General features: G+C 70.3%; 15 protein-coding genes. 5 read left to right on the forward strand and 10 right to left on the reverse strand.

Going from position 1 to position 26,004, the window contains the following annotated elements; genetic code table 11:
* Nucleotides 1-159: 159 nt before the first annotated feature.
* Together J116_RS05075 and J116_RS05080 are read left to right on the forward strand one after the other, a co-directional pair.
* Nucleotides 160-1,977, forward strand: a complete 1,818-nt coding sequence (locus J116_RS05075) for a DUF262 domain-containing protein (RefSeq protein ID WP_023590427.1) — start codon at nucleotides 160-162, stop codon at nucleotides 1,975-1,977.
* Complete coding sequence (locus tag J116_RS05080) at nucleotides 1,974-3,026, forward strand: CBS domain-containing protein (protein ID WP_023590426.1); 1,053 nt, start codon at nucleotides 1,974-1,976, stop codon at nucleotides 3,024-3,026. Before J116_RS05075 ends, J116_RS05080 begins: the two co-directional genes overlap by 4 nt.
* A 68-nt stretch (nucleotides 3,027-3,094) precedes the next feature.
* On the opposite strand, the gene pglZ is transcribed toward J116_RS05080, so the two are convergent.
* From pglZ to J116_RS05105, 5 genes are all read right to left on the reverse strand, one after another.
* Nucleotides 3,095-6,016, reverse strand: coding sequence for a BREX-2 system phosphatase PglZ (pglZ, locus tag J116_RS05085; RefSeq protein WP_023590425.1), 2,922 nt, complete (start codon nucleotides 6,014-6,016; stop codon nucleotides 3,095-3,097).
* Nucleotides 6,013-9,903, reverse strand: coding sequence for a BREX-2 system ATPase PglY (gene pglY, locus J116_RS05090; RefSeq protein WP_023590424.1), 3,891 nt, complete (start codon nucleotides 9,901-9,903; stop codon nucleotides 6,013-6,015). Before pglY ends, pglZ begins: the two co-directional genes overlap by 4 nt.
* A 384-nt stretch (nucleotides 9,904-10,287) precedes the next feature.
* Nucleotides 10,288-11,277, reverse strand: a complete 990-nt coding sequence (locus tag J116_RS05095; RefSeq protein ID WP_317135516.1) for a tetratricopeptide repeat protein — start codon at nucleotides 11,275-11,277, stop codon at nucleotides 10,288-10,290.
* Nucleotides 11,274-11,930 (reverse strand): class I SAM-dependent methyltransferase, encoded by a 657-nt coding sequence (locus J116_RS05100; protein WP_028964637.1) that lies wholly within the window; start codon nucleotides 11,928-11,930, stop codon nucleotides 11,274-11,276. Before J116_RS05100 ends, J116_RS05095 begins: the two co-directional genes overlap by 4 nt.
* A gap of 71 nt (nucleotides 11,931-12,001) precedes the next feature.
* The gene (locus J116_RS05105; protein WP_023590423.1) at nucleotides 12,002-12,502 is read right to left on the reverse strand and encodes a hypothetical protein; all 501 of its coding nucleotides are present in this window, start codon (nucleotides 12,500-12,502) and stop codon (nucleotides 12,002-12,004) included.
* 210 nt (nucleotides 12,503-12,712) lie between these two features.
* Between J116_RS05105 and J116_RS05110 the strand changes: the two genes are divergently transcribed.
* Both J116_RS05110 and J116_RS05115 read left to right on the forward strand, forming a co-directional pair.
* Nucleotides 12,713-13,465: a DUF6879 family protein gene (locus J116_RS05110; protein ID WP_023590422.1), complete on the forward strand. Its 753-nt coding sequence runs from the start codon at nucleotides 12,713-12,715 to the stop codon at nucleotides 13,463-13,465.
* 10 nt (nucleotides 13,466-13,475) lie between these two features.
* The gene (locus J116_RS05115) at nucleotides 13,476-14,327 is read left to right on the forward strand and encodes a helix-turn-helix domain-containing protein (protein ID WP_023590421.1); all 852 of its coding nucleotides are present in this window, start codon (nucleotides 13,476-13,478) and stop codon (nucleotides 14,325-14,327) included.
* A 130-nt stretch (nucleotides 14,328-14,457) separates the two neighbouring features.
* Here J116_RS05115 and J116_RS05120 read toward each other — a convergent pair whose 3' ends face one another.
* The 3 genes from J116_RS05120 to J116_RS05125 all read right to left on the reverse strand — a co-directional run bounded on the left by J116_RS05120 (nucleotide 14,458) and on the right by J116_RS05125 (nucleotide 16,611).
* Nucleotides 14,458-15,333 (reverse strand): hypothetical protein, encoded by an 876-nt coding sequence (locus J116_RS05120; protein WP_023590420.1) that lies wholly within the window; start codon nucleotides 15,331-15,333, stop codon nucleotides 14,458-14,460.
* Between the two features lie 244 nt (nucleotides 15,334-15,577).
* A complete protein-coding gene (locus J116_RS28295) occupies nucleotides 15,578-15,781 on the reverse strand; it encodes a DUF397 domain-containing protein (RefSeq protein WP_023590419.1) in 204 nt (67 codons plus the stop codon).
* Nucleotides 15,778-16,611, reverse strand: coding sequence for a helix-turn-helix domain-containing protein (locus J116_RS05125; protein WP_023590418.1), 834 nt, complete (start codon nucleotides 16,609-16,611; stop codon nucleotides 15,778-15,780). Before J116_RS05125 ends, J116_RS28295 begins: the two co-directional genes overlap by 4 nt.
* A 228-nt stretch (nucleotides 16,612-16,839) precedes the next feature.
* Between J116_RS05125 and J116_RS05130 the strand changes: the two genes are divergently transcribed.
* Nucleotides 16,840-17,367: an ATP-binding protein gene (locus tag J116_RS05130; protein ID WP_023590417.1), complete on the forward strand. Its 528-nt coding sequence runs from the start codon at nucleotides 16,840-16,842 to the stop codon at nucleotides 17,365-17,367.
* On the opposite strand, the gene pglX is transcribed toward J116_RS05130, so the two are convergent.
* Nucleotides 17,294-20,917, reverse strand: a complete 3,624-nt coding sequence (gene pglX, locus J116_RS05135) for a BREX-2 system adenine-specific DNA-methyltransferase PglX (RefSeq protein WP_023590416.1) — start codon at nucleotides 20,915-20,917, stop codon at nucleotides 17,294-17,296. The genes J116_RS05130 and pglX overlap by 74 nt on opposite strands.
* Nucleotides 20,914-25,590, reverse strand: a complete 4,677-nt coding sequence (pglW, locus tag J116_RS05140; RefSeq protein WP_023590415.1) for a BREX system serine/threonine kinase PglW — start codon at nucleotides 25,588-25,590, stop codon at nucleotides 20,914-20,916. The genes pglX and pglW overlap by 4 nt, the downstream gene beginning before the upstream one ends.
* Nucleotides 25,591-26,004 lie beyond the last annotated feature (414 nt).

Consider the following 26,004-nt stretch of genomic DNA (forward strand, 5'->3'; position numbering starts at 1 on the left):
ACCTATGCCACCTCGCTCTCTTCGAAGCCTTCGTCACCCTGAAGCTTCGGCAGACATCGGCTGTGGTGATCTCCCTTCTCCGTGAACCGGCTTGACCGTCACTGCGGAGCGCTGCTGGAATCACCGTCCGTACACGCAACAGTCGGGAAGTGGAGTCACATGGCGGCCCTCGACAATGTGAAGCTCAAGGACGTTCTGGCCGATGTCGCCTCAGGTTCCTTACAGTTGCCCGACTTCCAGCGGAACTGGAAGTGGGACGACGACCGGATCCGGGCGATCATCGCGACGGTCACGCTGGACTACCCGCTGGGTGTCGTGATGACGCTGCAGACCGGTGGCGCCACCCGGTTCCGCTCGCGGACCCTCACCGGTGCCCGGCCGGAGGGGGACCCGGAGGCCGACCTCCTACTGCTGGACGGGCAGCAGCGCCTCACCTCGCTCTTCCAGTCCCTGTGGCTGGACGCCCCGGTGGAGACGGCGGACGCCCGGGGCAAGGCCATCCAGCGCTGGTACTACGTCGACATCGCGAAGGCCGTGGGACCCTCCGCGGACCGCGACGAGGCCATCGTGTCCGTCCCGGCGGACAAGGTGCTCCGCACGGACTTCAACCGCACCGTGGTGCTGGACCTGAGCACCACCGAGGCCGAGTGCGCGGCCGGCCTCTTCCCCCTCCACTTCGTCTTCGACGCCCAGCGTGTCAACGAGTGGAAGAAGGTGTACATCAAGGCGGACGAGGACCGGAACTGGGACCTGTGGGGCCAGTTCGACGAGGCGGTTCTCCAGCAGGTCCGCGCTTTCCAGGTCCCGATGATCCGGCTGGCCGCCTCCACTTCCATGGACGCCGTCTGCGCGGTGTTCGAGCGGGTCAACACGGGCGGTGTGCCCCTGAACGTCTTCGAACTGCTCACCGCGACGTACGCCGGGGACCGCGACTACGTGGAGCGGACCGGGGACTACTACCAGCTTCCCGAGGTCTGGCGGGAGATCAAGCAGGCGCTGGCGAGCAAGTACCCGGTCTTCGGCCGCATCGAGAGCGGCCTCGAGAACGGGCTGAGCAGCATCGACTTCCTGCAGGCCATCGCGTTGGTCCGCACCTGGGAGCGGAAGCAGGAGGGCCGCGGGGCCACGGTGTCCTGCAAGCGCCGCGACCTGTTGGACCTCCCCCTGGCCGACTTCGTCCGCCTGGCGCCCAAGCTCGCCGACGCCTTCGCCTGGGTGGGTGACTTCCTGGAGCGGCAGTGCATCGTCCGCCCGGCCGACCTGCCGTACAAGACGCAGCTCGTCCCGCTCGCGGCCGTCCGCGCCATCCTCGACACGGGGACGGACGGCCTGGGGGCGGAGGAGAAGATCGAGCAGTGGTACTGGTGCGGGGTCCTCGGGGAGATGTACGGCGGTTCCACGGAGACGCGCTTCACCAAGGACGTCGAACAGCTCGTCCCCTGGATCGCGCAGGACGAGAAAGCGCCCGAGACGGTCACGGAGGCGTTCTTCTTCGCCGACCGCCTCGACACCCTCACCACCCGCAACAGCGCCGCCTACAAGGGCATCTACGCCCTGCTGATCAAGCAGGGGGCGGTCGACTGGCACCACACGGGCGCCCCGCTCAGCCCCGGCCGGCTGGACGAGTACGGGGTCGACATCCGGCAGATCTTCCCCAAGACGTGGTTCCGGCGGGGCAACAGCAACGGTCTGCCCACGAGTTCGATCGTGAACAAGACCCCCTTGTCCTACCGCGCCGCGATGGACATGACGGGGGCGCCGTCGTCATACCTGTCCACGATGATCGCCGCGTCCGACATGCGTCCCGAGTGGTTCGACGACGTCCTGACCACGCACCTGATCGATCCGGACGCGCTGCGCGAGAACGACTACGAGCGCTTCTACCGCGACCGCTCCAAGCAGTTGCAGGACCTCGTGCACTCCGCCATGGGCAAGCGGACGATGCTCCGTGACCTGCCGGAGGGCGACGCCCGATGACGACCAGGCCGCACGAGCGGGACGTGGCCTCGCTCAAGGGCAGGACCGTGTCCGTGCAGGAGATCCTGGACCTGTTCCAGGTCAGGGTCCGCGACCACCGGACGGTGCACCGGATCTCGCAGGCCCTGACGGACGCCGGGCTGACCACGCTGCCGGACTTCGCCGTCTGCGGTCTGCGCAGCACCGTCGACGTCGTGCCGCTGGCGGCCGTTCCCGCACAGCGCACGCCCCCGGAACCGGAGGGTGAGGCCGACGAGGCGGACGAGGCCCTGCCCTCGCACGCGCTGCCGCAGCGTCTGCTGCTCGGCGACATCCCGTCGGCGCGGCGCGGCCTGGTGTCCGTGGGCCCCGGCACGCCCCTGTCCCAGACGACCTTCCTGATGCGCACGAAGGGCCTCTCCCAGGTGCCGGTGACCACCGGCATGGCGCAGGTCCACGGAGTCGTCACCTGGGGATCCGTGGCCAAGATGTACGAGGCGGGGAAGGAGGCCACGCTCGACAACGCCATGGAGAAGGACTCGCTGCCCGTCGCCGACGCCCGCCAGGAGTTCTTCACCGCCCTCCCGGTCATCCGCGAGCACGGCTACCTGCTCGTCCGCGGCGACGACGGCTGCCTGTCGGGCATCGTCACCGCCGCGGACGTCACGGAACGCTTCGAGGGGGCGGCGCGCCCCTTCTTCATCGTGGGTGAGATCGAGTCGCTGCTGCGCCGCTGCCTGGGCGCGGCACTGGACACGGAGGCCATCAAGGCGGTCCAGACGAACAAGAAGCCGGAGCAGCGCACCGGCCAGGTGTCGGACCTGATGTTCGGCGACTACCTGAGGCTCCTGGACGGCGACCAGACGAAGCAGTCCTTCGCCGAGCGGGCCGACCGCAACTGGGAGGCGCTGAAGTGGCCCAACATGCCCCGGGAGCAGTTCGTCGGCCTGCTGAAGCGGGTGAAGGACATCCGCAACCGGATCGCCCACTTCGACGAGAAGCCGCTCCCGCCGGAGATGATCGACGAGCTGACGACCTTCGCCAAGGTGCTGCGGGCGTTCGCGTCGTGAGGTAGCGGGGCGGGGCGCCGCTCGGGGTGTCCCGGGACTGAGGTCCTGAGACGCCCCGAGTCGTGTCGTCAGCCCGCCCCGAGAGCGAACTGCTCGCGCAGCAGCGCCTCGTGGAGCCGCAGGGTGCGGCCGTCCGGCAGGGTCTCCAGGACCTGCACGCCGTCGTAGTTGAGGAGTTGCCGCAGGACGGCGGCGAAGCCGTCGCCCCGGGTGACGGGCATGCCGGCGCGCTGGGCGAGCGCGGTCACGGGCAGGGTGCCGCCCGCGTCCAGCAGGGCGGCGAGCGCCTTGTGGACCTGCTCCTGCTGCGGCTTGCGGGCCAGCCCGCCGAGCTGTGCCTGATACGTCTCCGAGTCGAGCAGTGCCGTCACCAGTGTCTCGATGCGGGAGACGATGCTCGGGGTGAGCAGGGCGTCGTCTCCCCCAGCCGTCAGCGCGACGTCGAAGAGCGTGTCGTGCGTCCGGGCGACCTCTGCCTGCTCCTTCTTGGCCTTGCCCGTCGGCTCCTTGGGAGCGGGGGCCGTCGCGGTCACCGGCCGAGCGGCGTGCTCGCCCGGCAGCGGTACCTTTCCGGTCTCCTCCGGAGCCCACCAGGTTGGCCGCTGGTCGCCCAGTTCCCGCCATCCCTTGGGCGGCTCCGCACCGAACGGCAGGAAGGCCAGCACCGGGATGGTGACCTCGGCGAGCGACGCCCCACCGTGGTAGCCGGCCTTGAGGGCGGTGTAGCGGGAGTCGGCGTCCCACAGGGCGACGATGGAGGCCCCAGGATCAGGCCAGACCACGCGCGGCCCGGACAGGGCGATCTCGCGTTCCGCGAGCGGGCCGCCGCCGGGCAGGCGGTGGCGGGCGGAGGCGGGATCGGCGGCAGTGTCGACCTTCGTACCGTGCCGGTCCACGACGTGACCGTGGTCGCTGGTGAGGACGACCGCCATGCCCTGGGTGGCCGCCACCCGCAGCAGGTCGCGCAGACCGGGCACGTCGTCGATCCGCCAGGCGCCGTCGCCGAGCTTCTGCTCCTTGGCGAGCCGGTCGTCGATGGCGTTGAGGACGACGGCGACGTGCGTCCTGCCGTCGGCCAGCGCCTCCGTGAGCGCCGCGCCGAAGGTGTCGCCCGCGGTCTCGGTGCGCAGGTCGTCCTTGTGGAACACGGCGGCAGGGACCCCGCCCCACAGCTTCAGCGCGGGGAAGAGCCGCTTCTCGTCGGCCTGGGTGCCCTTCATCAGGGTGCCCGCGAAGAGGGAGGTGCGGGACACGGCCGTCACGGTGGGCAGGGCGGCGGCCATCGCCCGTCGGCGCGGGGCACCACCCTCGGGCAGCGGGTCGAACTCGGCCCAGGAGCGGCGCAGTTCCTCCCCCAGTTCGTTCGCGATGGCCGCGCTCATGCCGTCGAGCACGAGCAGCAGCACCCGCCGTTCCTCCCCGCGCCGCACGGCCGGGCCGACCACGCGGTCGAGGAAGGTCTCGACGGTGAGCATGGAGCCGGGCTGGGTTCCGGCCTCCGTCCAGGCCCCCAGGGAGCGCGCGAAGGACGCGTCGATCTGTCGGCGCCGGTCCCTGACGCGGGTGCCGAGGGGGTCGTAGGCGGCCTTGAGGACGGGGTCCGGGTCGCCACCGGCCTCGATGTGCTCCAGGGCGAGGTCCACCCAGCCGGTCTCGGCGACGTGCCGCTGCAGGGCGTCGGCGACGGTGGGGGCGTCGGCGGACGGGTCGGTGGCCAGCCAGCGGGCGAGACGCTGCCCCATGCGGGCGCGTTCGATGCGGGCGGCCTCTTCCGACTCGGCGGCGAGCCGGTGTTCCTCCAGGCGGCGGACGGCGTCCGACACCGCGGCCGTGTCGCCCGACGCGAGGGCCTGACCTATGGCGGTGAACCGGGCCTCGAGTCCACCGCGCAGGACGGGGCTCGCCGCCACGGCCTCCTCCGCGCCGAACTGCCGGGCCAGGGCGGACGCCCGGTCGAGCACGATGCCGGTGGTGCGGCGTGCCTCGCGGGCCTGGTCGGCGTCGGTGCCGCCGGTGCGGTGCCCGGCCGCCAGCAGCGTGGTCACGTACTCCTCGGCGGCCCGTCCGAAGACGGTCACCAGGACGTCGAGCTGGTCGCCGGTCGCCGGGGGCCGGTCGCCGAAGTAGCGTTCGGCGCGGCCCCGGGCCCGGTAGGTCTCGGGGGCGGGCTCGGCGTGCTGCCACAGCGCCGCGCAGACGAGACCGAAGGCGGCGGCGTCCGCGCTGCGCTCGGCGTCGACGAGGGCGAGCAGGGCGCGTCCGGCGAGGCCCGCCTGGTCCTCCTCGCCGAGGAAGGCGGACAGTCCGGCGCGTTCGGGGCCGCGCAGGGCGAGGAGCCGTTCGGGGGCTCCGGGGCGGGTCGACCAGTGCAGCAGGGCCTGGGCGTCGAGCCGGACGTCGCCGGGGCGGCGGGTGCCGTCCTCGGTGTCGTAGCGGCCGAGGCGCAGGCGGCGCTGGGCGAGCGCGGTGAGGGCGTACTGGCGGGACAGCCAGCCGCCGGGCACGGCCGGCCAGCCGCCGGGCGGGGTGGCGTCGAGCAGGGCCTCGGCGGCCCAGTTGACGTCCTTGAGCCGGGGGTCTATCTGCCGGGCGCCGAACGCCTCGCGGACGACGTCCCAGCTGTCGACCGTGTCGATGCGCAGCTTGTGGACGCGGGCGAGGATCGCCGGGTCGAGTTCGTGCTGTTCCCGGTCGGTGAGGACGACCAGCACGGTGGGGCCGGGGCGGCGGCCCGCCAGGTGGTCGAGGACGAGTTCGTGGACGGCGAGCGGCGACGGTGCCACCGCGACGCCGGCCGTGCGGCCTTCGCCCCAGGCGGGTTCGGCGGGGCCGTCCCACTGAGGGGCGGACCGCAGCAGCACGACCCGGCGCCTGCCCTCGCCGTCCCCCGTGAGGGAGGCGGCGAGGGAGGACTGCGAGGACAGGTACTGGGTGACGGTCGCGGTGCTCAGCCGGACCGCGCCCGGTGCGACGGTGGCGGTGTCCGTCATTCGATGACCTGCCAGGTGATCTCGATGGTCGCGTTCGGGTGGCGGGCGGCCAGTTCGGACAGCTCCGCCTGGAGGTCGGCGGCGGCCTGGCGCACGGTCGTGCTGCGGCGCCCGGACTTGCGCGCGGTGCCGCCGCCGCTCGCCGGGGAGGGTGTCTCCTGCGGCGGGGTGTAGGGGATGCGCGGGTCGCTGGTCGGCGTGTCCAGGGACTGGCCGTCGGCCGTGGAGGGCTGGGGTGCGACGGGCGCGGGCGGCGGGGTGGCGGCGGCCTGGGTGCGCTTGATCAGGGCGACGACCTCGCGCTGGGTGCGGGCCAGGGCGTCGCGCAGGTCGGCGGTGCGCTGGTCGTCGCGGGCCACGTTGCGCAGCGAGTCGAGCAGCGCCTCGCCCTCGGGGCCGAGCCCGGCGGCGAGTTCCAGGGTGCTCCAGGGCGCGGAGGCGACGGCCTCCGCGACGGCGCGGGCCTTCTTGATGGAGGTGCCGTACCGGTCGGCGCTGGTCTCGCCCAGGTCGAAGGAGGCGAGGGCCTCCACGGTCTTCTTCGCCCCGGCCGCGCCCTTGCCGGCCTCCGCCGTGAGCGCGTCCAGCAGTTCCAGGGAGCGGCGGGCGAGGGCCAGCCGTCCGGTGTCGGCGGTCTGGTCGAGGCCGAGGAAGGAGGCGTGGGCCTCCAACTGGTGCACCAGGTCGGCCGCGTGGTCCCGGTGGTCGCGGGCGGCCTCGATGATCTGGCGGGCGAACTGGTTGACCATCCGGCCGCGCCGCAGCGCGGGCGGCTTCGCCCCGAAGATCGTCTCGAAGCGCTGCCGTGCGGTGTCCCAGTCGGGCTCGGCGGGCAGCGGCTGGCTGCGCAGCGCGTCGTGGTCCTTGATCGCGGACAGTTCGGGCGCGGGGTCGAGGACGGTGCCGCCGCGCACCCACACCCGGTCGTCCATCTCGGCGAAGGCAGCGACGACGAGCCGGGCGAGGAAGTCGGGCAGGCCGCGCGGGTCGGGCCGGTCGGTCCAGTCGGTGAGCGTGATCAGCGACAGGTCCCCGGTGACGCCCTGCGAGCGGGCGAGCTGCCGGAAGTGGTCGGCCCAGTAGCGGGACAGCTCGAAGTACGCCTCCTTCTGCTGTCCGAGGCGCAGGGGTCCGGCGATCCGCTGCATGAGCTTGCGGTCGGCGGCCGGGACCTCCACGCGCCCGTCGCGCGCCTCGGCGGCGGCGCGGACGTGGGTGAACACCTTCTTGGTGTCGGCGGGCTTGACGGCGGTGCCGGTGGCGTCGGGGTCGAGGTCGGGGTGGGCCGGGTACTGGTGGGCGAGCAGCTTGCCCGCGACGTGCCGGATGCCGTCGTGCAGGCTCTGCCCGAAGGACAGGGTGAGTCCGTCGACGTCGGGCAGCGCGACGAGGTGGTCGTCGAAGTCGGGCACGACGTCGGCGGCCTGCTTCTGGGCGAGGCCGTACGCCTGCTTGAAGGCGCCCTTGACCTGCTTGAGCAGCGCCTCCCGCTGGGTTTCGAGCAGGCCCTTGGCGCGGCTGCGGTTGTCGGCGTTGAGGTGGCCGGCGTACTGGGTGTCGAAGCGGTGCTCGTCGGCGAGGGCCTTGTCGATGACGACGAGGCGCCGGAAGTCGGCGAAGCGCTGCGCGGAGAGGTGCGCGGGCAGCCAGGCGACGGTGCGGGACCGTTCGCCCTGCTGGCGCTCGCGCAGCCGCTGGATGCGGTTGACGTCCTCCACCGGGCCCCATTCGCCCTCGTCGAAGGGGAGGTCTATGGCGATGCGCCAGCGGCCGTCCTCCTGCGGCATCAGGTCGTGGTCGGGCAGCTCGTCCTCGTCGGCGACGTTCCCGAAGACGATCTCGGCGGTGCGGGCGGTGCCGCGCCAGGTGAAGTGGAGCTGGTCGCTCAACTGGCCGTGTTCGACGCCCAGTTCCTCGGAGAGCAGGCGGCGGGCGAGGGCGACCCGGTTGCCGGGGTTGTCGTTGACCTGGGCGTTGGCGATGACGGAGTCCACGTCGACGCCGGAGAGTTCGAGGCGGACGCCGGGGTTGGCGTCGGTGCCGGTCTCCTTGATCTCGGGGAACCTGGCGGCCCACTCGGCGACCTTGTTCTTGATGATGCCGACCTCGGCACCGGGGATGGGCGCGAGGACCGACCCGTGGTTGAGCGCGCCGAGCCGCCGGATGGTCAGCTCGGACAACGCGGGCACGCTGGGCGCGAGCGCGGACAGCAGCAGCGTGCACACGAGCCGGTTGTCGCCGGTGAACATCCGGCAGCCGTTGAGCTTCTTCGGGTCGGTGAGGGACTCGGGCCGGTTGCGGTACTGCTCGACGTCGTCCTCGGTGATGTCGTACGAGCTGAGCAGGTAGGGCCGCAGTTTGGTCTTGTAGAGCTTGTCGGCGGCCTCGAAGACGACCTTCAGGCTGTCGGTGAACGGCTTGTCGCCGCCCTGCGCGATCACCGGGTAGAGGTCACCGACGGGGACGAGCTGGCCGAGGCGGATCTCGTCGCGGTGGTCGGCGAGGAGCTGGCCCATCAGCTTCAGACCGGTGCGGGACCGCTGCAGCGCGGACGAGATGTGGACGAGGGTGTCCATGAACGCCGGCGAGAACGGGTACGTCAGCCGGAACGACTCCGCGTCCGCGCCGGTGGTGCCCTTCTCCGAGCCGAGCAGAGTGTCCCAGACCTGCGGGCCGACCCGCTTGGTCTGCTCGAAGGCCGCGTCGACCAGCTTGGCCGCCTCGTCGTCCCTGGGCTTGAGGAGGCGGGCGTGGGCGATCTGCGGGAGGTTGCGGTCCTCCAGGGTGATCTTGTCGAACCGTCCGGAGGCCAGGTTCAGGGTGTCCTGGATGGACGACTCGGCCGCGCCGGACACCTCCTCGCCGACCAGCTCGCGCAGGTCGCGCTGGCGGGCGATGAACGACACGACGGGGATGGCGCGGCGGGCGTCGCCGCCCTCCACGAAGTTCGTGATCTTGCTGGCCTCGCGTGCCACGAACTTCTGGTCGTGGATGAGGGTGGCCAGCCACAGGATCAGCTCGTCCATGAACAGGATCAGGCCGTCGTAGCCGAGCGACTTGGCGTGCTCGGCGATGACGGACAGACCGGCGTCCAAGGAGATGAAGCCGTGCTCGTCCTCGGCGGCGTTCCTGGTGAAGCCGGGGAGGAGGTTGGTGCCGGCGTCGTTGACGAGCTTGGCGCGCAGTTCGGCCGGGGTGGAGGGGTTGGTGAGGTTGAGCGGGACGCCCGCCTCGTGGTTCTCCTCGGCGGCGAGCGCGGTGTCGAGGAGCTGCGGGGTCCAGGCGAAGCCCTCGCCCCACTCGTCCTCGTCGCCGTCGTCCGCGCCGGTGGTGCCCAGGCCGCGGATGACGGCCTCGTCGCCCATGTTGGCGCGCATGGCGCGGATGTCGGCGAAGAGGGAGTCGGTCCGGTACACCTGTGGGGTCGGGGCCTCGGGGTGCAGCTTCTTGACGTGGTGCACGTACCCGCCGAGCACCCGCTGCTCCAGCGCCTTCGCGCCGAGCATGTGGTAGGGCACGAGCAGGAACTTCTTGCCGTCCGTGCTCAGCCACTCGTGCTTGGTCAGCACCGGGTCGAACTCGGTGCGGGCGCGGGCGGCCGGGTTGCCGCTGAGCAGTGCGTAGAGCACGGCCATGAAGTGCGACTTACCGGAACCGAACGAGCCGTGGAGGTAGGCCGCCTTGGAGCGGTGCCCGTCCAGCGCGGACTTGATGAGGGCCAGCGCCTCGTCGAAGTTCTCCAGCAGCCGCTCGGTGACGACGTAGTCCTTGAGCGCGTGCTGGGCGCCCTCGGGCGTCGTCGCCTCGGCGAGGGACAGCACGAAGTCCGAGGTGGAGATGGATTCCTTGATGTCGATGACATCGCGGAGGAGGGGCGGCTGGGCCATTGCGGGTTCTCGCTCTCCCTGACGGTGGTCGCTGCTGCTGCTCGTACTCGGTGCCGCGCGGGGTCCGCCGTCGAGGCCCCGGGCCGTTCCGAGGGGCGGGGCCGGGGCGCTCAGGGGTACGGGATGGCCGGTGCGGCGGACCGGCCGTCCTGGCCGGCGGCACGGACGGATCCGGTCGTGCGGTGAGCGGACGGACACCACGCTCACGGCGTCGGACGGGTCAGGTCGGGTGGGTTCGCGGCGTCTGCACTCTTCGTCCCCCTCGCACTGAACGTCACCCGTACGGCCTGCGCACAGCACCCTACATCGGTACTCCCCTCCGCCCCGTGCCGAATACCCGACCGCACCGCCCGCGCGGACCGCTCCGGTCCCGGCGGTGGGGCGCTACGGCCGCCATCGCCCCGAACGGTAGGCGTCCAGCAGGTTCCGGCTCGCGACCGTGAAGGGGTGCTCGGGGCCGAGGCCGCGGTCCCGCCGCTCGACGACGTCGGTCATCAGGGCGATCCCCTCCTCCCTGTGTCCGAGCGCGGCTCGGGTCCGGGAGAGGAGCTGCCGGGCGGCGAGCACGATCGGGTACTCGGGCCCGAACCGCCGCTCATACGTCTCGGCGACCTGCCGGATCTCCCGGTCGGCCTCGTCGAAGCGGCCCAGGAGGTACAGCGCCCACGCGTGGTTGTGCCGGGCGCCGAGTGTCACGGTGTGGTCGGGACCCAGGACGCGTTCGCACTCCGACGGCAGCGAGAGCAGTGCGCCGCCCTCCTCGGTGACCACCTCGGCGGCGGGCAGCATCTCCAGCAGGCCGGCGCGGGCCCGCAGAGTCAGCGGATGCCCGGCGCCCAGCGCGGAGCGCCGCCCGGCGACGGTGTCACGGAGCAGTGCGACGGCTTCCTCCCGTCTGCCGAGGTTCGCCAGCACGAGCTGGAGGCCGTAGCCGCTGTCCGTGGTGTCGGGGTCGTCGGCGCCGAACAGTCGCTCCTGGGTGTCCCGGACCGTGCGGAGTACCGCTTCGGCCTCGGCGTACCGGCCCAGCCGGAACAGTGCCCGCCCTGCCCTGGAGCGGGCGGCGAGGACCGTACGGTGGTCCGCGTCGAGGTGCCGCTGCGCGAGATCGGCGGCGTTGCGGGCGGTCTCCCGGGCGGAGACGTAGTCACCGGTCCGGTGCAGGGCGGTGGCCAGCCGCGTCGTGACGGCCAGGGCGTCGGCGGCGGACGACTCGCCGACGTGCCCGAGCAGGGCCAGCGCGTGAGGAACGAGCAGCCGCAGCCGGGGATCGTGCGGACCGGCGTCGGGTATGGCGGGCACGGCCGCGTCGAGCAACTGGACGGCTGTCGTGTCGAGAGGCAGATGCCCGGTCGGGCCGAGCGGGTCGGTCACGGAGCGACCGCGCGCACGAGGAGCGTCCCGATGTGCCCCGGGTGCGGCGCGTCGAGCACCTGCGCGTCGGCCGTGGCGAACCCGGCTCGGGTGAGCAGGCGCTCCCAGACGGCCGGCCGGTAGCTGTAGCGGTAGGTGAACATCGCCTTTCCGGCGAAGCCTCCCTTGTACATGCCCTGCGGCCCGTACGCGCCCGGGATGGCGGGCGGCTGCGAGAACACAAAGACACCGCCGGGCCCGAGCCTCCGGCGGACAAGGGGGAAGAGACGGCTCGGGTCGGTGAACCAGGCGGCTCCGAAGATCGAGTAGACGGCGTCGTACACCTCCTCGTGCCCGCTCAGGTACTCCAGCACCTCGCAGCACACGAACTCCGCCCCGGTGCCGTTCCACTTCGTGGTGGTCTTCTCCACCATGACGGGAGACAGGTCGACCCCCCGGGCGACGACGCCGCGCTCGGCGAGGTGGGCGAGGGCGCGGCCTGTGCCGCAGCCGATCTCCAGCACGCGGCGCGGGTCGCCCAGCAGCTCCGGGCCGGGTCCGTGCCCGGCGTACTGGGTCCAGCAGAAGCTCGGCTCCGCGTCTTCCCTGAAGGCGGAAGCGGCGAACGTGTCCCACAGCTCCGTCTCGGCGGCGATGTCGTGTTGTGCGGGCAAGGCGATTCCTCTTCGCAGGGGCCGGCCCCTGTCATCGGCGGGACTGACGGCAGGGGCCAGGGTAGGGCTGTTCAGTGGCTGTCGGGGACCTTGTTGTCGCACGGTGAGCAGTCCGTGCCGTCGATCGCCCACAGCTCCTCGTCGATGTCGAAGCCGATGGACTTCAGGAAGTCCGCCGAGCGCAGGCACAGGCCGTCACGACGACGCTCGATGAACGGGGCGTGGTGCTTGTAGCGGCCTTCGTTGTACGCGTCACAGAGGGCCCACCACACGGGTGTGTCGAGGATGAGCTGGTGGACGCCGATGTCGACGAGCTGGCCGACCCCGAGGTGGACCTCCGGGTGCTCCATGCAGCCGATGGTGTACATGACGGCGTTGCCGAGGATGCGTTCGGCCATGTCGCGGACCATCGTGTGGTCGCGCAGCAGCAGGGCCACCTCGCGGTCCCAGAGGGTCATACCGCCGTCCAGCACGTTGACCGTGAGGGGCCTGATCCGGGGCTGAACGGCGTTGAGGAGTTCCTTCGGGTCCCGCGTGCGGGTGCTCAGGGGTCGGTCGAGGGTGACGGTCATGGGCTGCTCCTTCGTGGAATGGGCGTGCCGAACCTCTACGAGCACGCTAAAAGCGGAGCACCGGCCGGCAGTACACTGTTTTCTCGAGTTTTCTCACTGTGGCCACGGAATTGCTGACGTTTTCTGCTGAACGCTGCCTGACTCCGTGGTACCGAGCCGGACCACCGACCATGCTGAGGGGATCAGCACCCCGCGAAAGGGAGAGCGTCCATGGTTCGTCGGTTGCGCTTCACCGGCACGGACAGCAAGGTCGACGGTTGCCCCGCCCTGCACACGGACGAAGGCACCGGTGAGATCATCGTTCAGGGCACGCCCGTCACGGACCCCGAGGACCTCGCACAGCTCCGGCACTTCGGGGCCGGTGAGGCAGCGGTGGCCGTGCCGCGCGAGCTGCTCGTGAACTGGGGGCCGAAGGAGATGGAGCGGGTGCCGGAACTCGTGGACCGGGCCACCTTCCGCCGTCTGTTCGAGACCTTCGAGCACACCGCCTGGCGACTGGAGACGCGGCGCGGCTACGCGTCGGACCGACAGGACCCCGACTTCCAGGCGTTCCTGGCCAACGGCTCGTCGCCCTGCGACCCCGACGAACCCTGGTTCGTCACCATCAAGGCCCAGACGGACGCCGGCAAGACGGTCGGCCGGGTACGCGTCGCCGATGCCCCGCCCACCACGGAACAGCTGTTCCTCCTCGACTACGCCCGGCACAACGCCGCCTTCGGCGAGGACATCCGGTATCTGTGGCGCGAGGACGCCGAGCGAGCCGGCCTGCCCGCCGAGGACTTCTGGATCTTCGATTCACGGCTGGTCGCCCTGCTGCACTTCGACGACGAGGACAACCTGCTCGACATCGAGCTGATCACCGAACCGGCTGAGGTCGTGCGGTACGCCATGGTGCGCGACGCGGCGATGCACCACGCCGTCCCTCGCGATCAGTTCGCCGCGCAGGTGGCCACGGTCGAATAGCGCGTGACCGGTGAGCACCGACTATCAGCAGGCACGGACGGCGTTGGGTGCGCGGCTGCGCGAACTCCGCTTCCTGTGCCCCAGTGGTCGGCTCACCGGCCGGCAGCTCGCGCAGCGACTCGGCTGGCCGGGCTCCAAGGTCAGCAAGCTGGAGAACGGCAGGCAGACGGCCACCCCCGAGGATCTGCGGGCGTGGGCCGACGCGACCGAGCAGCCGGGGGTGTACCCCGAACTCGCTGCTCGGCTGGCCGGATTCGAGTCGCACATCAGGTCATGGCGCCGAGCGCTGGCGAACGGCTTCAAGCCCCTTCACGAGGGGCTGAGCGCCGAGATCGACCGCACCTCCGACCTGTGGATCTGGGAAGAGTCGGTGATCGCCGGATTGCTGCAGACTCCGGAGTACGCCCGGCATGTCATCCAGCGGTACTCGGAGCTGCTGGGCGGAGCCGACGACATCGAAACGGCAGTCCGCTCCCGGGTGCAGCGCCAGGAATGGCTGTACCGGTCCGGGCGCAAGCTGCACGTGGTGATGTGGGAAGCCGCGTTGCGGTCCCTGATCTGCCCGCCCTCGGTGCTGGCGAGCCAACTCGACCGCCTCAACGGCATGATCGGTATGGACACGGTCGAGCTGGGTGTCATCCCCTTCACGGCGTCCGTCAAGATCGTGCCTGCCAACGGCTTCTGGGTGCTCGACGACCGGCTGGTCGTCGCCGAGGACTGGCACGCCGAACTGTGGTTGGACGACGCCGACAACATCACCTTGTACAAGAAGGTCTGGAAGACACTCAGCGAGTCGGCGGTGTACGGGGCCGACGCCCACAGCGTCATCGCATCGGCCCGCCGCTCCCTGTACCCACGGTGACGTCGCTGCGGGCGTGTGTCCTGGGCAGAACATCACGAGCAGCCGTAGCGCCAGCGAACCCGGCCCGCACCTCCGCCGAAGGCGGAAGGCCGCTCCCTTGAGTCGGGCGGCCAGGAGGGCTTCCGCGGCGTCAGAGCCTGGGGTCCTCCAGCTTGACGGCAGTGGTGTCCGCGTCGTGCAGTTCAGCGTCCGCCGGGGCGAACGTCTCGTGTTCGTCCACGACTTCGCCGTCCACGACGTCTCCCTCCGGTGCTTGGTGCGACGGGTCCGCCAGGGGCAGGCCGGCGAGGTGCTTCTTGAGCCTTTTGGCCATCGGAAGGTACGTCGAGAGAGTGAGCCCGCCGGACACGACGGCCCCGATGACGGGGATGGCCTTGGAGACGCCCTTGGCGAAGGACTGCTTGGTCATCTGGAAGCCGAGGTAGGCCGCGGACTTCTTCACGATCGGGTAGATGACACCCTTGGTGAGCGCCTTCTGGGGCAGCTTCTTCGCGACCTGCTTCGACATCATCCCGGCGACCTTGCCCACGGCGGCGTTCGCCGACTGGGTACCGAACATCACGCCGAAGAACAGCGTGAGCACCCCCATCGTCGCGTCATCGACGCCCTCCCCCTCATCGGCGAACAGATCGGGCCAGCTGTAGAGGTAGGCGAGCTTCTGCGCGATGCGCAGCATGTGGCCGACGTACTGGGCCAGGTCGGCGGGCACCGTGGCGGGCAGGGCGAAGATGCCGGGCATCCCGGCTGCGGCCGAGAGGGCGCTGACCTTGGCGGTTTCGTAGCGGATGGACTCGTTGGCGACCTTGTCGAGGAGTTCAACAGTGATGCCCGCGGCAGCGGGAGTCTCCTCTATCGCTCGTCGGATCTCTTCCTCGGAGCAGTGGCGAGCGAGCGCACTGCGGAGGTACGCCTCCCTGTTGATCCGCACACCGGGGAGCTTCGCCGCTGCCAGCAGCACCGCGAAGAAACGTGACTCGGGGTTCTCGACCTCTTTACCCTGCTTCATGGCAGGAACCTACAGCGCCTCCGAGTTGCGAGGGTCAGCATGGATCAGCTTCGTTGAGACCTCGTTACGAGAGTGGCGGTGGCGTGAGAGCCGGCTTCCTTCACGATGCCGATCTCCGTCCGGGAAGGCGACCGCGGGCGAGCAAGGCGCCGGGTCTGCTGAAGGTCTGCCGTAGGCGGTGGGATACGCAGGGCCCTCGGCGAGCACACGCCCGCCGAGGGCCCTGCGATCGGTGTCGCCTCTGTCAGCGTGCCGTGAACTCTATGAAGGCGGCCCATGCCGTGGGGTCCACGGCGAGTGGGGCGCGGGTGGTGTCTTTCGAGTCGCGGACGTGGACGGTGGCGGGGGCAGCGGCAACTTCGACACACTGACCGCCCTCGGCTCCGCTGTAGCTGCTCTTGACCCAGACAAGCGCGGGCTCGGGACCGCGCTTTGCTTCAGCGTTCATCTCTCTCCCAACAGCTTCTCGATGAAGGCCAGGGACTCACTCGGGGTGAGAGCCTGCGCTCGGATGATCCCATAGCGTGCGGACAACGCCTGGACTGCATCTCGCTCCGTGACCAGTGTGCTCCGGCCTTGCGCCTCCATGTAACCGACCTGTTGCCCCTGCCTTGGAGTCAGCAAGGTGAACGCGCCGTCCATACCAGCATTGTCCTGGCGGTCGAGCGGCATGAGCTGAAGCTCGACGTTCCGCTTCTGTCCGAGCAGAAGCAGTTGTTCAAGCTGTCCGCGCCATACCTGCTCACCACCGAGCGGTCGTCGTACAACCGGCTCCTCCATGACGAAGCTCAGCAACGGGGAGGGCCACCTGTCGAAAATCTTCTGCCGTGCGAGCCTCGCTACAACACGCTGCTCGATGGTCGCCTCATCCAGCAGCGGACGCCGCATCCCGAGCAGCGCCCGCGTGTACTCCTCTGTCTGCAACAGGCCGTTCACCACGTGGGTGTCGTACACGAATAGCTCGACGGCCTCGGCCTCCAACTTGGCCGCGTCCCGGAAGAACGCTGGATACTGAGCCCGAGCCACCTCCTCCTTGCTCGCGCTCAACACCCCACCTGCGCCCAGTACCTCATCCGCCTGGTCGATAAACTTGGGTTGCGGAAGACGTCTCGCCTGCTCAAACGACGCGATCGTCGAGGCCGAGTACCCGGTCAGGGACCCGAGCCCCGCGCGGTCCAGGCCCGCCCGCTCCCGGAACAGCTTCAACTGCCTCCCGAACACGCACAGCATGCCCGTCCCGACCTCGTACTCTTCCGGCTGCTGAACCTCGTCGTCCACGCCGCAGCTCCTCTCGTACAACGGCCCAGCCAGCCAACTTCGGGGCCTGGGAACCGGTCACGCCCAACACCAGGTACAAGCGCACCGACGGCATGTACAGCCCGTACCCGTCAGCGCATCACTCCTGGTCAACGCTACGCAGAGTCCGACACCGTTGACCCTATGAATTCAACAACTCCCCCGAATGGGCATACGCAGCAGCACCCCGCGCTCGAACGCGAGTTCACCATGCGCTTCACGTCAACGCCGCGCGGTGCCCGCCTCGCTCGCAGACTCGTCTCGCACCGCCTGAACGACTGGGGCCACCCGTACGCGACCACGGTCAACGAAACGCTCACCCTCATCACGGCGGAACTCACCGCCAATGCCGTCCGCCACGGCCACGTTCCTGGCCGGGACTTCCACGTCCAGCTCACCCTGGCCGAGGGCATCTTCCGTATCGAGGTGACCGACACCCGCGCTGAGAAACAGCCCCCGGCCGCCAACCCCTCGGCGACCGACTCGCTATCCGAGTCCGGCCGGGGCCTGCTTCTGGTCGCCGCCCTCGCGGACGACTGGGGCGTCAGCCCTCGCAAGGCCGCCCCAGGCAAGACCGTGTGGGCGGAGCTGCACACGCGAACAAAGGGCCACCCGCTGACACACCGGGTGGCCCCTGAACCGACTGATGTCGATCTACTCCTGGCTACTGCTTCACTGCTGCGCGACGACCTCGGGTCGCAGCCGGAGGACGCCAGCCACGGAGGTCGTCGTCCGTGAGTCCATGCTCGGCCTGCTTCTGCTGGCGGTAACTGGCGAAAAAGTCCGCCGGGGAGCCGCTGTAGAACATGTCGAATTCGTTGTGCCACTGGTACAACCACGGCTGGAGTTCCAACAGGCCGGCGAGGAACGGCGTGATCTCCTCGGTGGACAGCGCGGTGTTGGTGAAGTACGTCGCCAGCGCCTGCGCCTGCTCCTTGTGGTCCCAGCCAGCCCAGCCGTACAGCTCGGGGGTGGCGGCGTTGGTCTGTCCGTAGGAGATGAACCGCTCCTTGGGCACGTCCAACTTGCCGCGCGCCTTCCAGTAGGAGGGGCGCAGGAAGTCGGCTGGGGCATACTTCGGGGGCACGGGGATGGCGTCCCGGATCTTCCGCTTGGCCGGCTCGTCGGGGGCGGCGTCCTCCTTGCGCTGAAGGTCCCAGACCTCCTCCCAGTCGGCACGCTTCTTCAGCCCGGAGAGCTTGTAGCGCAGCGCGGAGAGGAACGGCACATGCTCGTCGGTGATCAGCTCGGCGACGACCTTGGGCAGGTCCTTGCGGGGCGCGTAGAGCCTGGCCACGGAGACGAAGTCCTCGTCGCGGGAGAGGGCATCGGTGAGGCGGGCCAGGGTGAGGATGGCCGGCTGACCGTTCTCGTCGAACCACAGGTCGCGGTGCTCCATGCGGTCGAGCAGCCAAGAGCGGAGGGCCTTCTCCTGGAGCGCGTCCCAACCCTCGGTGGCCCAGCGGCGCTTGTACTCGGGCCGCTCGACCATGCCGATGGCCCGGTTCGACTCGATGGCGTCGATCCGCTTCTGCACGATCTCACGGTAGGCGGCGGGCCAGTCGGCGGGGATCTCCGTGATGGGATCGAACTGGTGGTTGTGGTGCTGGAACCACGAGGTGTTGACCTCGCCGCGTTCCCTCTTGCGAGCCAGGACGATGGCAAAGGCACGTTCAGCCGAGGCGATCACAGGGATGTCAGCAGCAGAAGCAGCGATCTCCCGGTCGAGGAGGCCGTACAGGGCGTACACCTGCCAGTCTAGTTCTTCCTGAGTGGCAATCATCCGACCACGAATAGACTCCCACTTTTCTCGACCCTCACGCAGTGCCGCCGCTGTAGGGACAGCGTTCGACGCAATGGCAGAAGGGCTAGTAGCAACCAGCTCCTGAGCGAGATGGTCCATGGCGGAAGCAAGCGTTGTGGGGAACTCAGAGAGAAGCGGGAATTCCTCCAGCTTGGTTCCGGTGAACTCGAATCGATGCTCCCAAGGTTCATCGGCTCCTGCGACGTCCGCGCCAGGTCGGCCCTTGTCGTGGCTGACCTGCCGAAGCCAAAATCCAGCAGTGGAGCTATTGAGCAGGCCGAGCAACCGCAGATGCTCCTCCTCGCTCGCACCCTCCCGCAGCTTGATCACCGGCGCGGAACGGTTGAAAACCTTCCCACCCCGATCCAGCACGAAGTGGTTATGCGTCGCTACGAACGCGAACGTCAGCGACAACGGGGTTTGGTAGCGCTCGGAGACCCATCGGTACCATGCCCACCACGGTTTCCCTTGGCCCTGCTGCGTCTTTCCATCAAAGTCCGTAGTTGATCGCAGGTGACCGCGCACTTTCCACAGCCACCGCCCCCAGGAACTAGCCTCGTCGTACGGCAGCGCTTTGAGGTCAGCGCTGTACGGAGCAATTGCACTCTCGCCGACATCCACACCCCAGTCGCGTACAACTTCGCCGATAATCAGCGGACGTGCAATCGCAGCATCAACACCCTGACGCCGCAGCGCATAGGGGTCGCTAATAAAGGCATCGTCCTGACCCGGGAAGCTGGCGAAACCGATGTCACGCGAGAGTTCTGAACGCAACTGCCCGACGGCGCCCTCCTCGATGGACGAGTTCAATTCCAGACCGCCGTCGGCCAGGATCCAAGGCTGCTTACCGAAGTACTTCGCCCGTGACAGATCATCCACAGACACCCACTGGCTCACCGAGCCAGGCTTGTCGATCTGCTCGACGATCGCCCGCCAGACCAGGCCCTCCTCGGCGTTCTTCGGCGCGGAGGGCTCACCCTGCACACTGCGAACGGTCCGGATGACCGGCGAGCGCCCGTCCCCGCCCCGCTGCCTGCCCACGAGAATGACCGTCGGCGTTCCGTGCCCCGGAATGTAGGCACCCGAGGTGTCAATAACCTCAGTCAGTTCCACCGCGCGCCCGAAGTACCCTTCGATGAGTTTCGCCCCGAACTCCCGCTTCATGAACGAGTTCGCGGTGATCTGCCCGACCATGCCGTAGCCGCACCCCTGGGCGTCGCCGCGCTTGGCCAGTTCGAAGAACCGCTGGGCGAACGGCACCGACAGCGCATACTTGCCGGCACACGCTGGATACAGCTCCCGGTAAAGGACGTTGAGCTTCTTGTCCTTCACCGTGATGTAGGGCGGGTTTCCCACCACCACGTGATACCGCCCTGGCCGCAAGATATCCGGGTATTCGTGCACGTCCTCCGTGGCGTACTTGAAATCGGCCAGCTCGTCCGCGAGGCCCTCGTCCATCCCGCCGAACAGGTTGCCCTGCTGGGAACGGCGGGACTTGATGAGAGAGTCCCCGACTGCCAGGTTGATCGGCCACTCGTACTTGGCCGCCTCCTCCAGCGTCCGCACCCCGCTCGCCGCCATGGCCGCCACCAGCAGTCGGAACCGGGCAATGGCCACCGCGAACGGGTTCACATCCACCCCGTGCACCGAGTCCAGCGCTGCCCGCACCCGCTCATGCACGTCCTTGCCCGGCTGCCCCTCCGCCCACAGCCGCACCAGCCGCCGAAACGCCCCCAGCACGAAGTGCCCCGACCCGCACGTCGGGTCGATCATCTTCAGGCCTTCGTACCCGAACTCCCGCAGCGCAGGATTCATCGTCCGGTCGAGGATGAACTCCTCCACGAACTCCGGCGTCTGGAGCAGTGCATACGTCTTCCGTGCGGCCTCGCTCAGGTCCTGGTACAGGTCGCCCAGGAACCGCGTGTCCCAGCCCTCGGTGCCGTCCTCGTTCAGCGGGTCGGTGAAGTCGTGGACGAGGACGCCCGCCTCGTCGCGCTGGCGCCAGAACTCGACCAGCTCGCGCGCACCGTCGTGCGACAGCGGAACCTGGTACAGCGGGTTGTGCCGCTTGTCGAAGAGGAGTCGGCCCGCCTGGCCCTGGCCCAGCTCGTCGAACGCCTTCTCCAGCCAGCCGCGGTAGGTCGGGTTGTCGTCCGACTCCACGTACGCGTCGTACCGCGACTCCGCCAGCTCCCGCCGGTCACCCTCCGGCCCCGTCAGGTACGGCTCCGGAATCAGCCGGTTGTCCTCGCAGAACCGCACGAACACAGTCCCCAGCGCCCAGGCCACCGCGACCTGCGTGACCCGCTCGTCCAGCCACGAGGTCCATGTCGCCGCCGTACGCCCGAGCTTGCGCGCCTGGTCGTACTCGGCCCGCAGCCGCGCACCGACCTCGTCCAGCGCCTTCACCTGCTTGCCGAGGTCGGCCTCGACCGCCTTGACCTGCTGCTTCAGGTCGTTCAACAGAGCCTTGCGGTCGATCACTTCGCGTCTCCCTCGACACCACTTGCCACAACCTCGCCGGACCCGCGGTGAGCGTTACCCACCCACGTGTCCGGAAGCTGGATCCACTCCCCCAGGCCGGCCTGGTACGGCACGGCCGCCTGCCCGAGCCGGGGCTCGCGCGAGGGGTCGTTCTGCGGGACCAGGAGCCACAGTCCCCGCCCGCCCCGCCGGGCCGCCGACGCCAGCCGGTCCAGGACGCCCATCGCGTCGTACCGGGCGAACACCCCGGCCTCCGTCAGCAGGACCGGACCCGCACCGCCACCACCACCGTTGCCCAGCAGCTCCGCGATCCGGGGTTCGACCGAGCCCCACGCCGTCCGCGCGTACTCCGCGAACCGCACCGCGCCCTTCGAGCCCGGCTCGGCGGCGTCCGCCTTGAGCAGGGTCTCCCAGGTCGGCTTGGTGCCCGGCGTGACCTGTCCGTGCAGGGCCTCCAGGAACAGCTCGGTCACCGACACCGCCCGCGCGCCCAGCCGTTCGGCACTCAGTTCCCGCACCGCGTCCCGCACGAGCTGCTGCCGTACGGTCAGCACCCGGTACCCGTCCCGGCGGGCCGAGGCGAGGAGCCGTTCCTCCGCGCGCACCGCGCCCGCGAGCTGCGGATCGTCCGCGTACCGCGTCACCGTGCCCGTGCGCGTCGACTGCCGCCACGCGCCCGTCGTGAGGTAACTGGAGGCGTCGTCCACCCGCGTCGGCAGGTAGCGCAGCGTGCCCGTGTCCTCCCGCATGCTCAGCGACAGCTCGAAGCCCGCGTCGCGCAGCGCCTTGGTGAGCGGGCCGCCGGTCGGCAGTTCGTGGGTCGTGCCGCCGCGTCCGTCCGGGACGACCAGCTCGGGGAAGCGGACCCGGACCCGCTCGTGCACGTCCTCGCCGGTCAGACCGGGCTGTCGGCCCTCCGGGACTCCCGGGATCCAGCGGACGAGTCCGGCCTGCGTGAGCCGCAGCGCCCGGACGAGCGACAGGTCGCGCGGGTAGATCTCCAGGCGCGGGGTGGCGGCGGCGTTCACCGACGCGGCGGCGGCCAGTTCCACCATGCGCCGCTCGTCCCAGTCGACGGCGCCGGGCGGGACCGTCAGCGCGCCCAGTTCGGCCAGGACGGTCGCGGCCGTCGGCAGGGTGTCCAGCCGGGCGAGCCGGTCGGCCGTCCTGCCGAGGCGGGTCGCGTAGTCGAGCAGGCCGGGCGCGGTCGGGGTGTCCGGGGCGTCGTTCTCGCGCACGTCGAGGGCGAGCAGGCCGGCGCCCAGCGACTCGTCGGTCGCCTTGCGGTTCGGCTGGTGCTGGAACTCGGCCTCCTGCGGCACCAGCTGCTCGACCTCGACGACGGCCCGCACCGCCGCCAGGGCCATCGCGCGGCGCTGCTCGCGTCCGGCGAGGTGCGTGCCGCGGCGGACGGCGAGGGCGTCGGCGATCTCCACGGCGGAGGCGACGCGGCCCATGCTCTCCAGCAGGTCGATGATCTCGTCCCGCAGGGCCTGGACGGCGGGCTCCGCCTTCCAGCGCTTGCGCTCGTCCTTGAGCATCTGCGGGATGCGGCCGTGGCTGAGGCCGAGCGCGTCGGCGACGTCCTTCTGCTTGGGCCAGACGCCGATGTCCGGCAGGACGCCGTGCTCGTCGGGCAGGCGCAGCAGGAGCCGCACCATCTCCGCCTTGTTGCGGTTGGAGCCGTTGTTGTTGACGGCCGGCACGAAGACGGTGGCGAGGGTGTCGAGGCTGACGGAGCGCAGGGTGCGGGCGGACAGCGCGCCCGCCGACTCGCCCGTCGCGAGCAGCCCGACGAGGGCGGACTCGGCGGCGGTGAGCTGCTCCAGCTCCTCCTTCGCCTCCGCCCGGCCCTTTGCCGTGAGCGGGGAGACGGGGATCTCGCGCAGCCGCTCGCCCCACTCGCGCTGCCGCTGCTGGACCTCGTTGCGGGTCTTGGCGCCGAGGCCGGGGGCGTTGACGAGCTTGCGGCGGCTGTAGTCGAGGAGTTCGCCGACCGTCGTCAGGCCCAGGCCGTAGAGGAAGGACTGGGCGGCGGGCGTGAGGCCGGAGACGGTCAGCGGGGTGTCGCGGGTGACCTCGGCGGCGAGGCGGTCGCGCTGCTGCTCGGCGGTCTCCGGTTCGGCGTCCGCGATCCCCGCGGCGGCGCCCTCGGCGGGGGCGGTTCCCTCGGCGGGCGTCGTGTGGCGGCTGCGGTGACTGGAGGGGACGGTCTGCGAGGCGTCGAGGAAGACCTTGCGCCAGGCGTCCCGCATCGGCTTCAGCTCGGGGAACCGCTTGCCCGCGTCGCGGTGCAGGGCCTTCTGGAAGAAGGCGACGAGCCCGTCCCGCACGGCCGGGTCGAAGGCCTCGGCCGCGATGGTCGGGTACGGCCACTCCTTCGGGTCGGTCATGCGCGGCAGGACGCTGCCGTCGCCCCACTTGGGCAGCTCGCCGGAGGCCATCTGGTGCAGGGTGACGGCGACGGCGTACCGCTCGGCGTGCGAGTCGTAGGAGCCGCGCGTGATGACGTCGACGAAGGGGTCGAGGTAGCCCTCGGTGCCCGCGTCGGTGTTCTTCGCCGGGTAGCCGGCCAGCGAGAAGTCGATGAGGACCAGCTCGCGGGTGCGGTTGGGGCGGATGCGGATGGCGATGTTGTCCGGCTTGATGTCGCGGTGCCAGACGCCCTCGCCCTCCAGGAAGTCGACGGCTCCGAAGAGGTAGTCACCGTACGCTTCGAGCTGGTCGACCGGGAGGCGGCCGTGCTCGCGGAGCTGGCGGGCGACGGTCTCCTCGCGGCGGCGCGGGCGGGATGCGCCCTCGGCGCCCTGGCCGTCGTCGTCGCGCTCGTCGCCGACGTACTCCAGCGCCAGGACGGTGCGGCCGGCGATGTGCAGCGGCTCGGGCTCGACGAGGCGGATGATGCCGGAGTGAGGGCGCAGGCGGCGCATGGCCTCGGCCTCGCGGACGAGGATCTCGCCGCGGCTGTCGGAGAGGGCGACCTTCAGCACGGCCAGCGGGCGCGTCCTGCGGGTCTCCGCCTCCAGGTCGCGGACGAGGAAGGCGCGGCTGGTGGACCCGGTGCCGAGGCGGCGGCGGACCTCCCACCGGCCGGCGAGCACGTCGCCGGCGACGGCCTCCAGGGGGTCCTTGTCGGCGCTCTCCCCGGTCTCCTCCTCGGCCTGCCCGTCGACGGCCGCGGCGGGGGCGGTGAGGGAGTCCTCCACGACCTCCAGCAGTTCCAGGAACTCGTCGACGCTGGAGAGGCGCTGGCCGGGCCGGTAGGCGGTGGCGGCCTGCACCAGCTCGTCCACGTCCTCGGAGAGGCCGTCCACCAGGGAGCTGGGGCGCAGGCCCTCGCCCGCCTCCAGGCGGGCCAGCAGCTCGGCCTGGCTGGCGGCCGGGGCCTTGCCGGTGACCAGCAGGTAGGTGAGGACGCCGAGCCCGTACACGTCGAGGTAGACCGGGTCGGGGCTGAGGGCGGTGAGTTCCGGCGCGAGGTAGGCGTCGGCGTCGTCGGACAGGTGCATGGCGGACAGGGCGGTCGGCGCGAACCGGGTCATGCCCTGGCCCTGGGAGGAGTCGCCGCTGCGCTGGGTGGCGATCTGCCAGTCGGAGATCTGCAGCTGCGGGGTCAGCCAGGCGGCCTCCTCCCCGACGGCCTGCCCCTTGCGGCCGCGCGGGCGGGGGACGACGTGGACGGAGCGGGCGGCGAGCGCGCGGTGGTGGATGCGGCTGGCGTGCGCGGAGCGCATCGTCTCGGCGAGCTGGCGCACCAGCGCCATCCGGCCCAGGATGTCCAGCTTCTCCCCGTACCGGACCAGGTACTCGTCCAGCTTCAGGGTGTCCGGGTGGTAGTCGAAGATCAGCGCGGGGCCGGCGGCGTGCCCGGAGGGGAAGTACTGCTTGAGCTGGACGACGCCGGGGTGCTTGAACCGGCCCAGCACCGCGGCCTCGCGCCGGGCGGCGTTCTCGACGGACTGGCGCAGGGAGGCGTCGGAGCCGCGCTCGCTGAGGTAGATCCGCACGCGGGCGGCCTCGGGCAGGTCGCTGTGGCGGGCCAGGTAGTCCGCCCAGGTCTCCCCGGAGTCGAAGGACTTCCGCTCCAGCTCGTAGGGGCCGACCTTGTACTGGGCGTCGCTCTTGCGGATGCCGATGCTCTTCAGTGCCGCCGCGACCTCGCGCGAGCTGATCGCGGTGACGCGACGGCGTTCGTCGCGCGGGGGCTGCTTGAGCATCTCGACCAGCTCGTCGACGGTGTGGACGCCGTTCTGGTCGTGGGCGGGCAGCCGGACGCGGAGGCTGTTGTCGGTGAAACAGACGGCCTCGGCGACCCAGACCCGCCTGGCGCCGGTCTGGGCGAGCAGGCCGGCCAGCTCTTTGGCCTTGCGGTTGACCAGGTGCAGCGGGTTGCCGTGGGTGCGGCGGTGGCCGCCGGGTGTGGTCTGGACCCAGGTGCCGTTCTCGGAGGTGACCGAGCCGTGCCAGTCCTTCAGCTCGATCATGCAGAGGCCGCCGGGGGCGACGACCAGCAGGTCGACCTCGCGGACGTGGCCGGTGTTCGCGGTGAAGGTGAAGTTCGACCAGGCCCGCCAGGGGTCGGAGTCCGGCAGCTTCTGGCGGATCGCCTCCAGGCCGCGGCGTTCGTGCTCGAACTCGGACTCGGTGACCGTGACCCACCGGCCTTCCCGCATGCCTGTCCCCACTCCTCGTTCCCTCCGGACCCGCCATCCCCATGAGTGGGCCCAGCGGACCGATCCTAGTGGTTGGCCCGCGCATGGGAAGAGGCGGTGAAGGACGGAACTATAGGACATTCGGCCCGTGTGACGAAAACATCAGGCCACGCAGCGCCAATCACTCGATAGCCCTGTCGAGAGTGCTTTTCGGACACACAGGAAGCTTTGAAGGGATCTGGTTCCGTGAGCGGGAAGTACGCGCCGTCGCCGGGGAGAGCCGTGCACCCTGTTCCTCGGCGTGTGGGGCCGTGCCAGCTGGTGGTGGAACACGTCCGCGACCTGCTAGAAGGCGGACAACGAGGCCGACCGTGGCAGACGGGAGACATCTCCGTACCGCGCTGCGCGACACGTGGCGGGCACCGCATCTCCCCC

This window comes from Streptomyces thermolilacinus SPC6 (assembly GCF_000478605.2).
Classification (GTDB): Bacteria; Actinomycetota; Actinomycetes; order Streptomycetales; family Streptomycetaceae; genus Streptomyces; species Streptomyces thermolilacinus.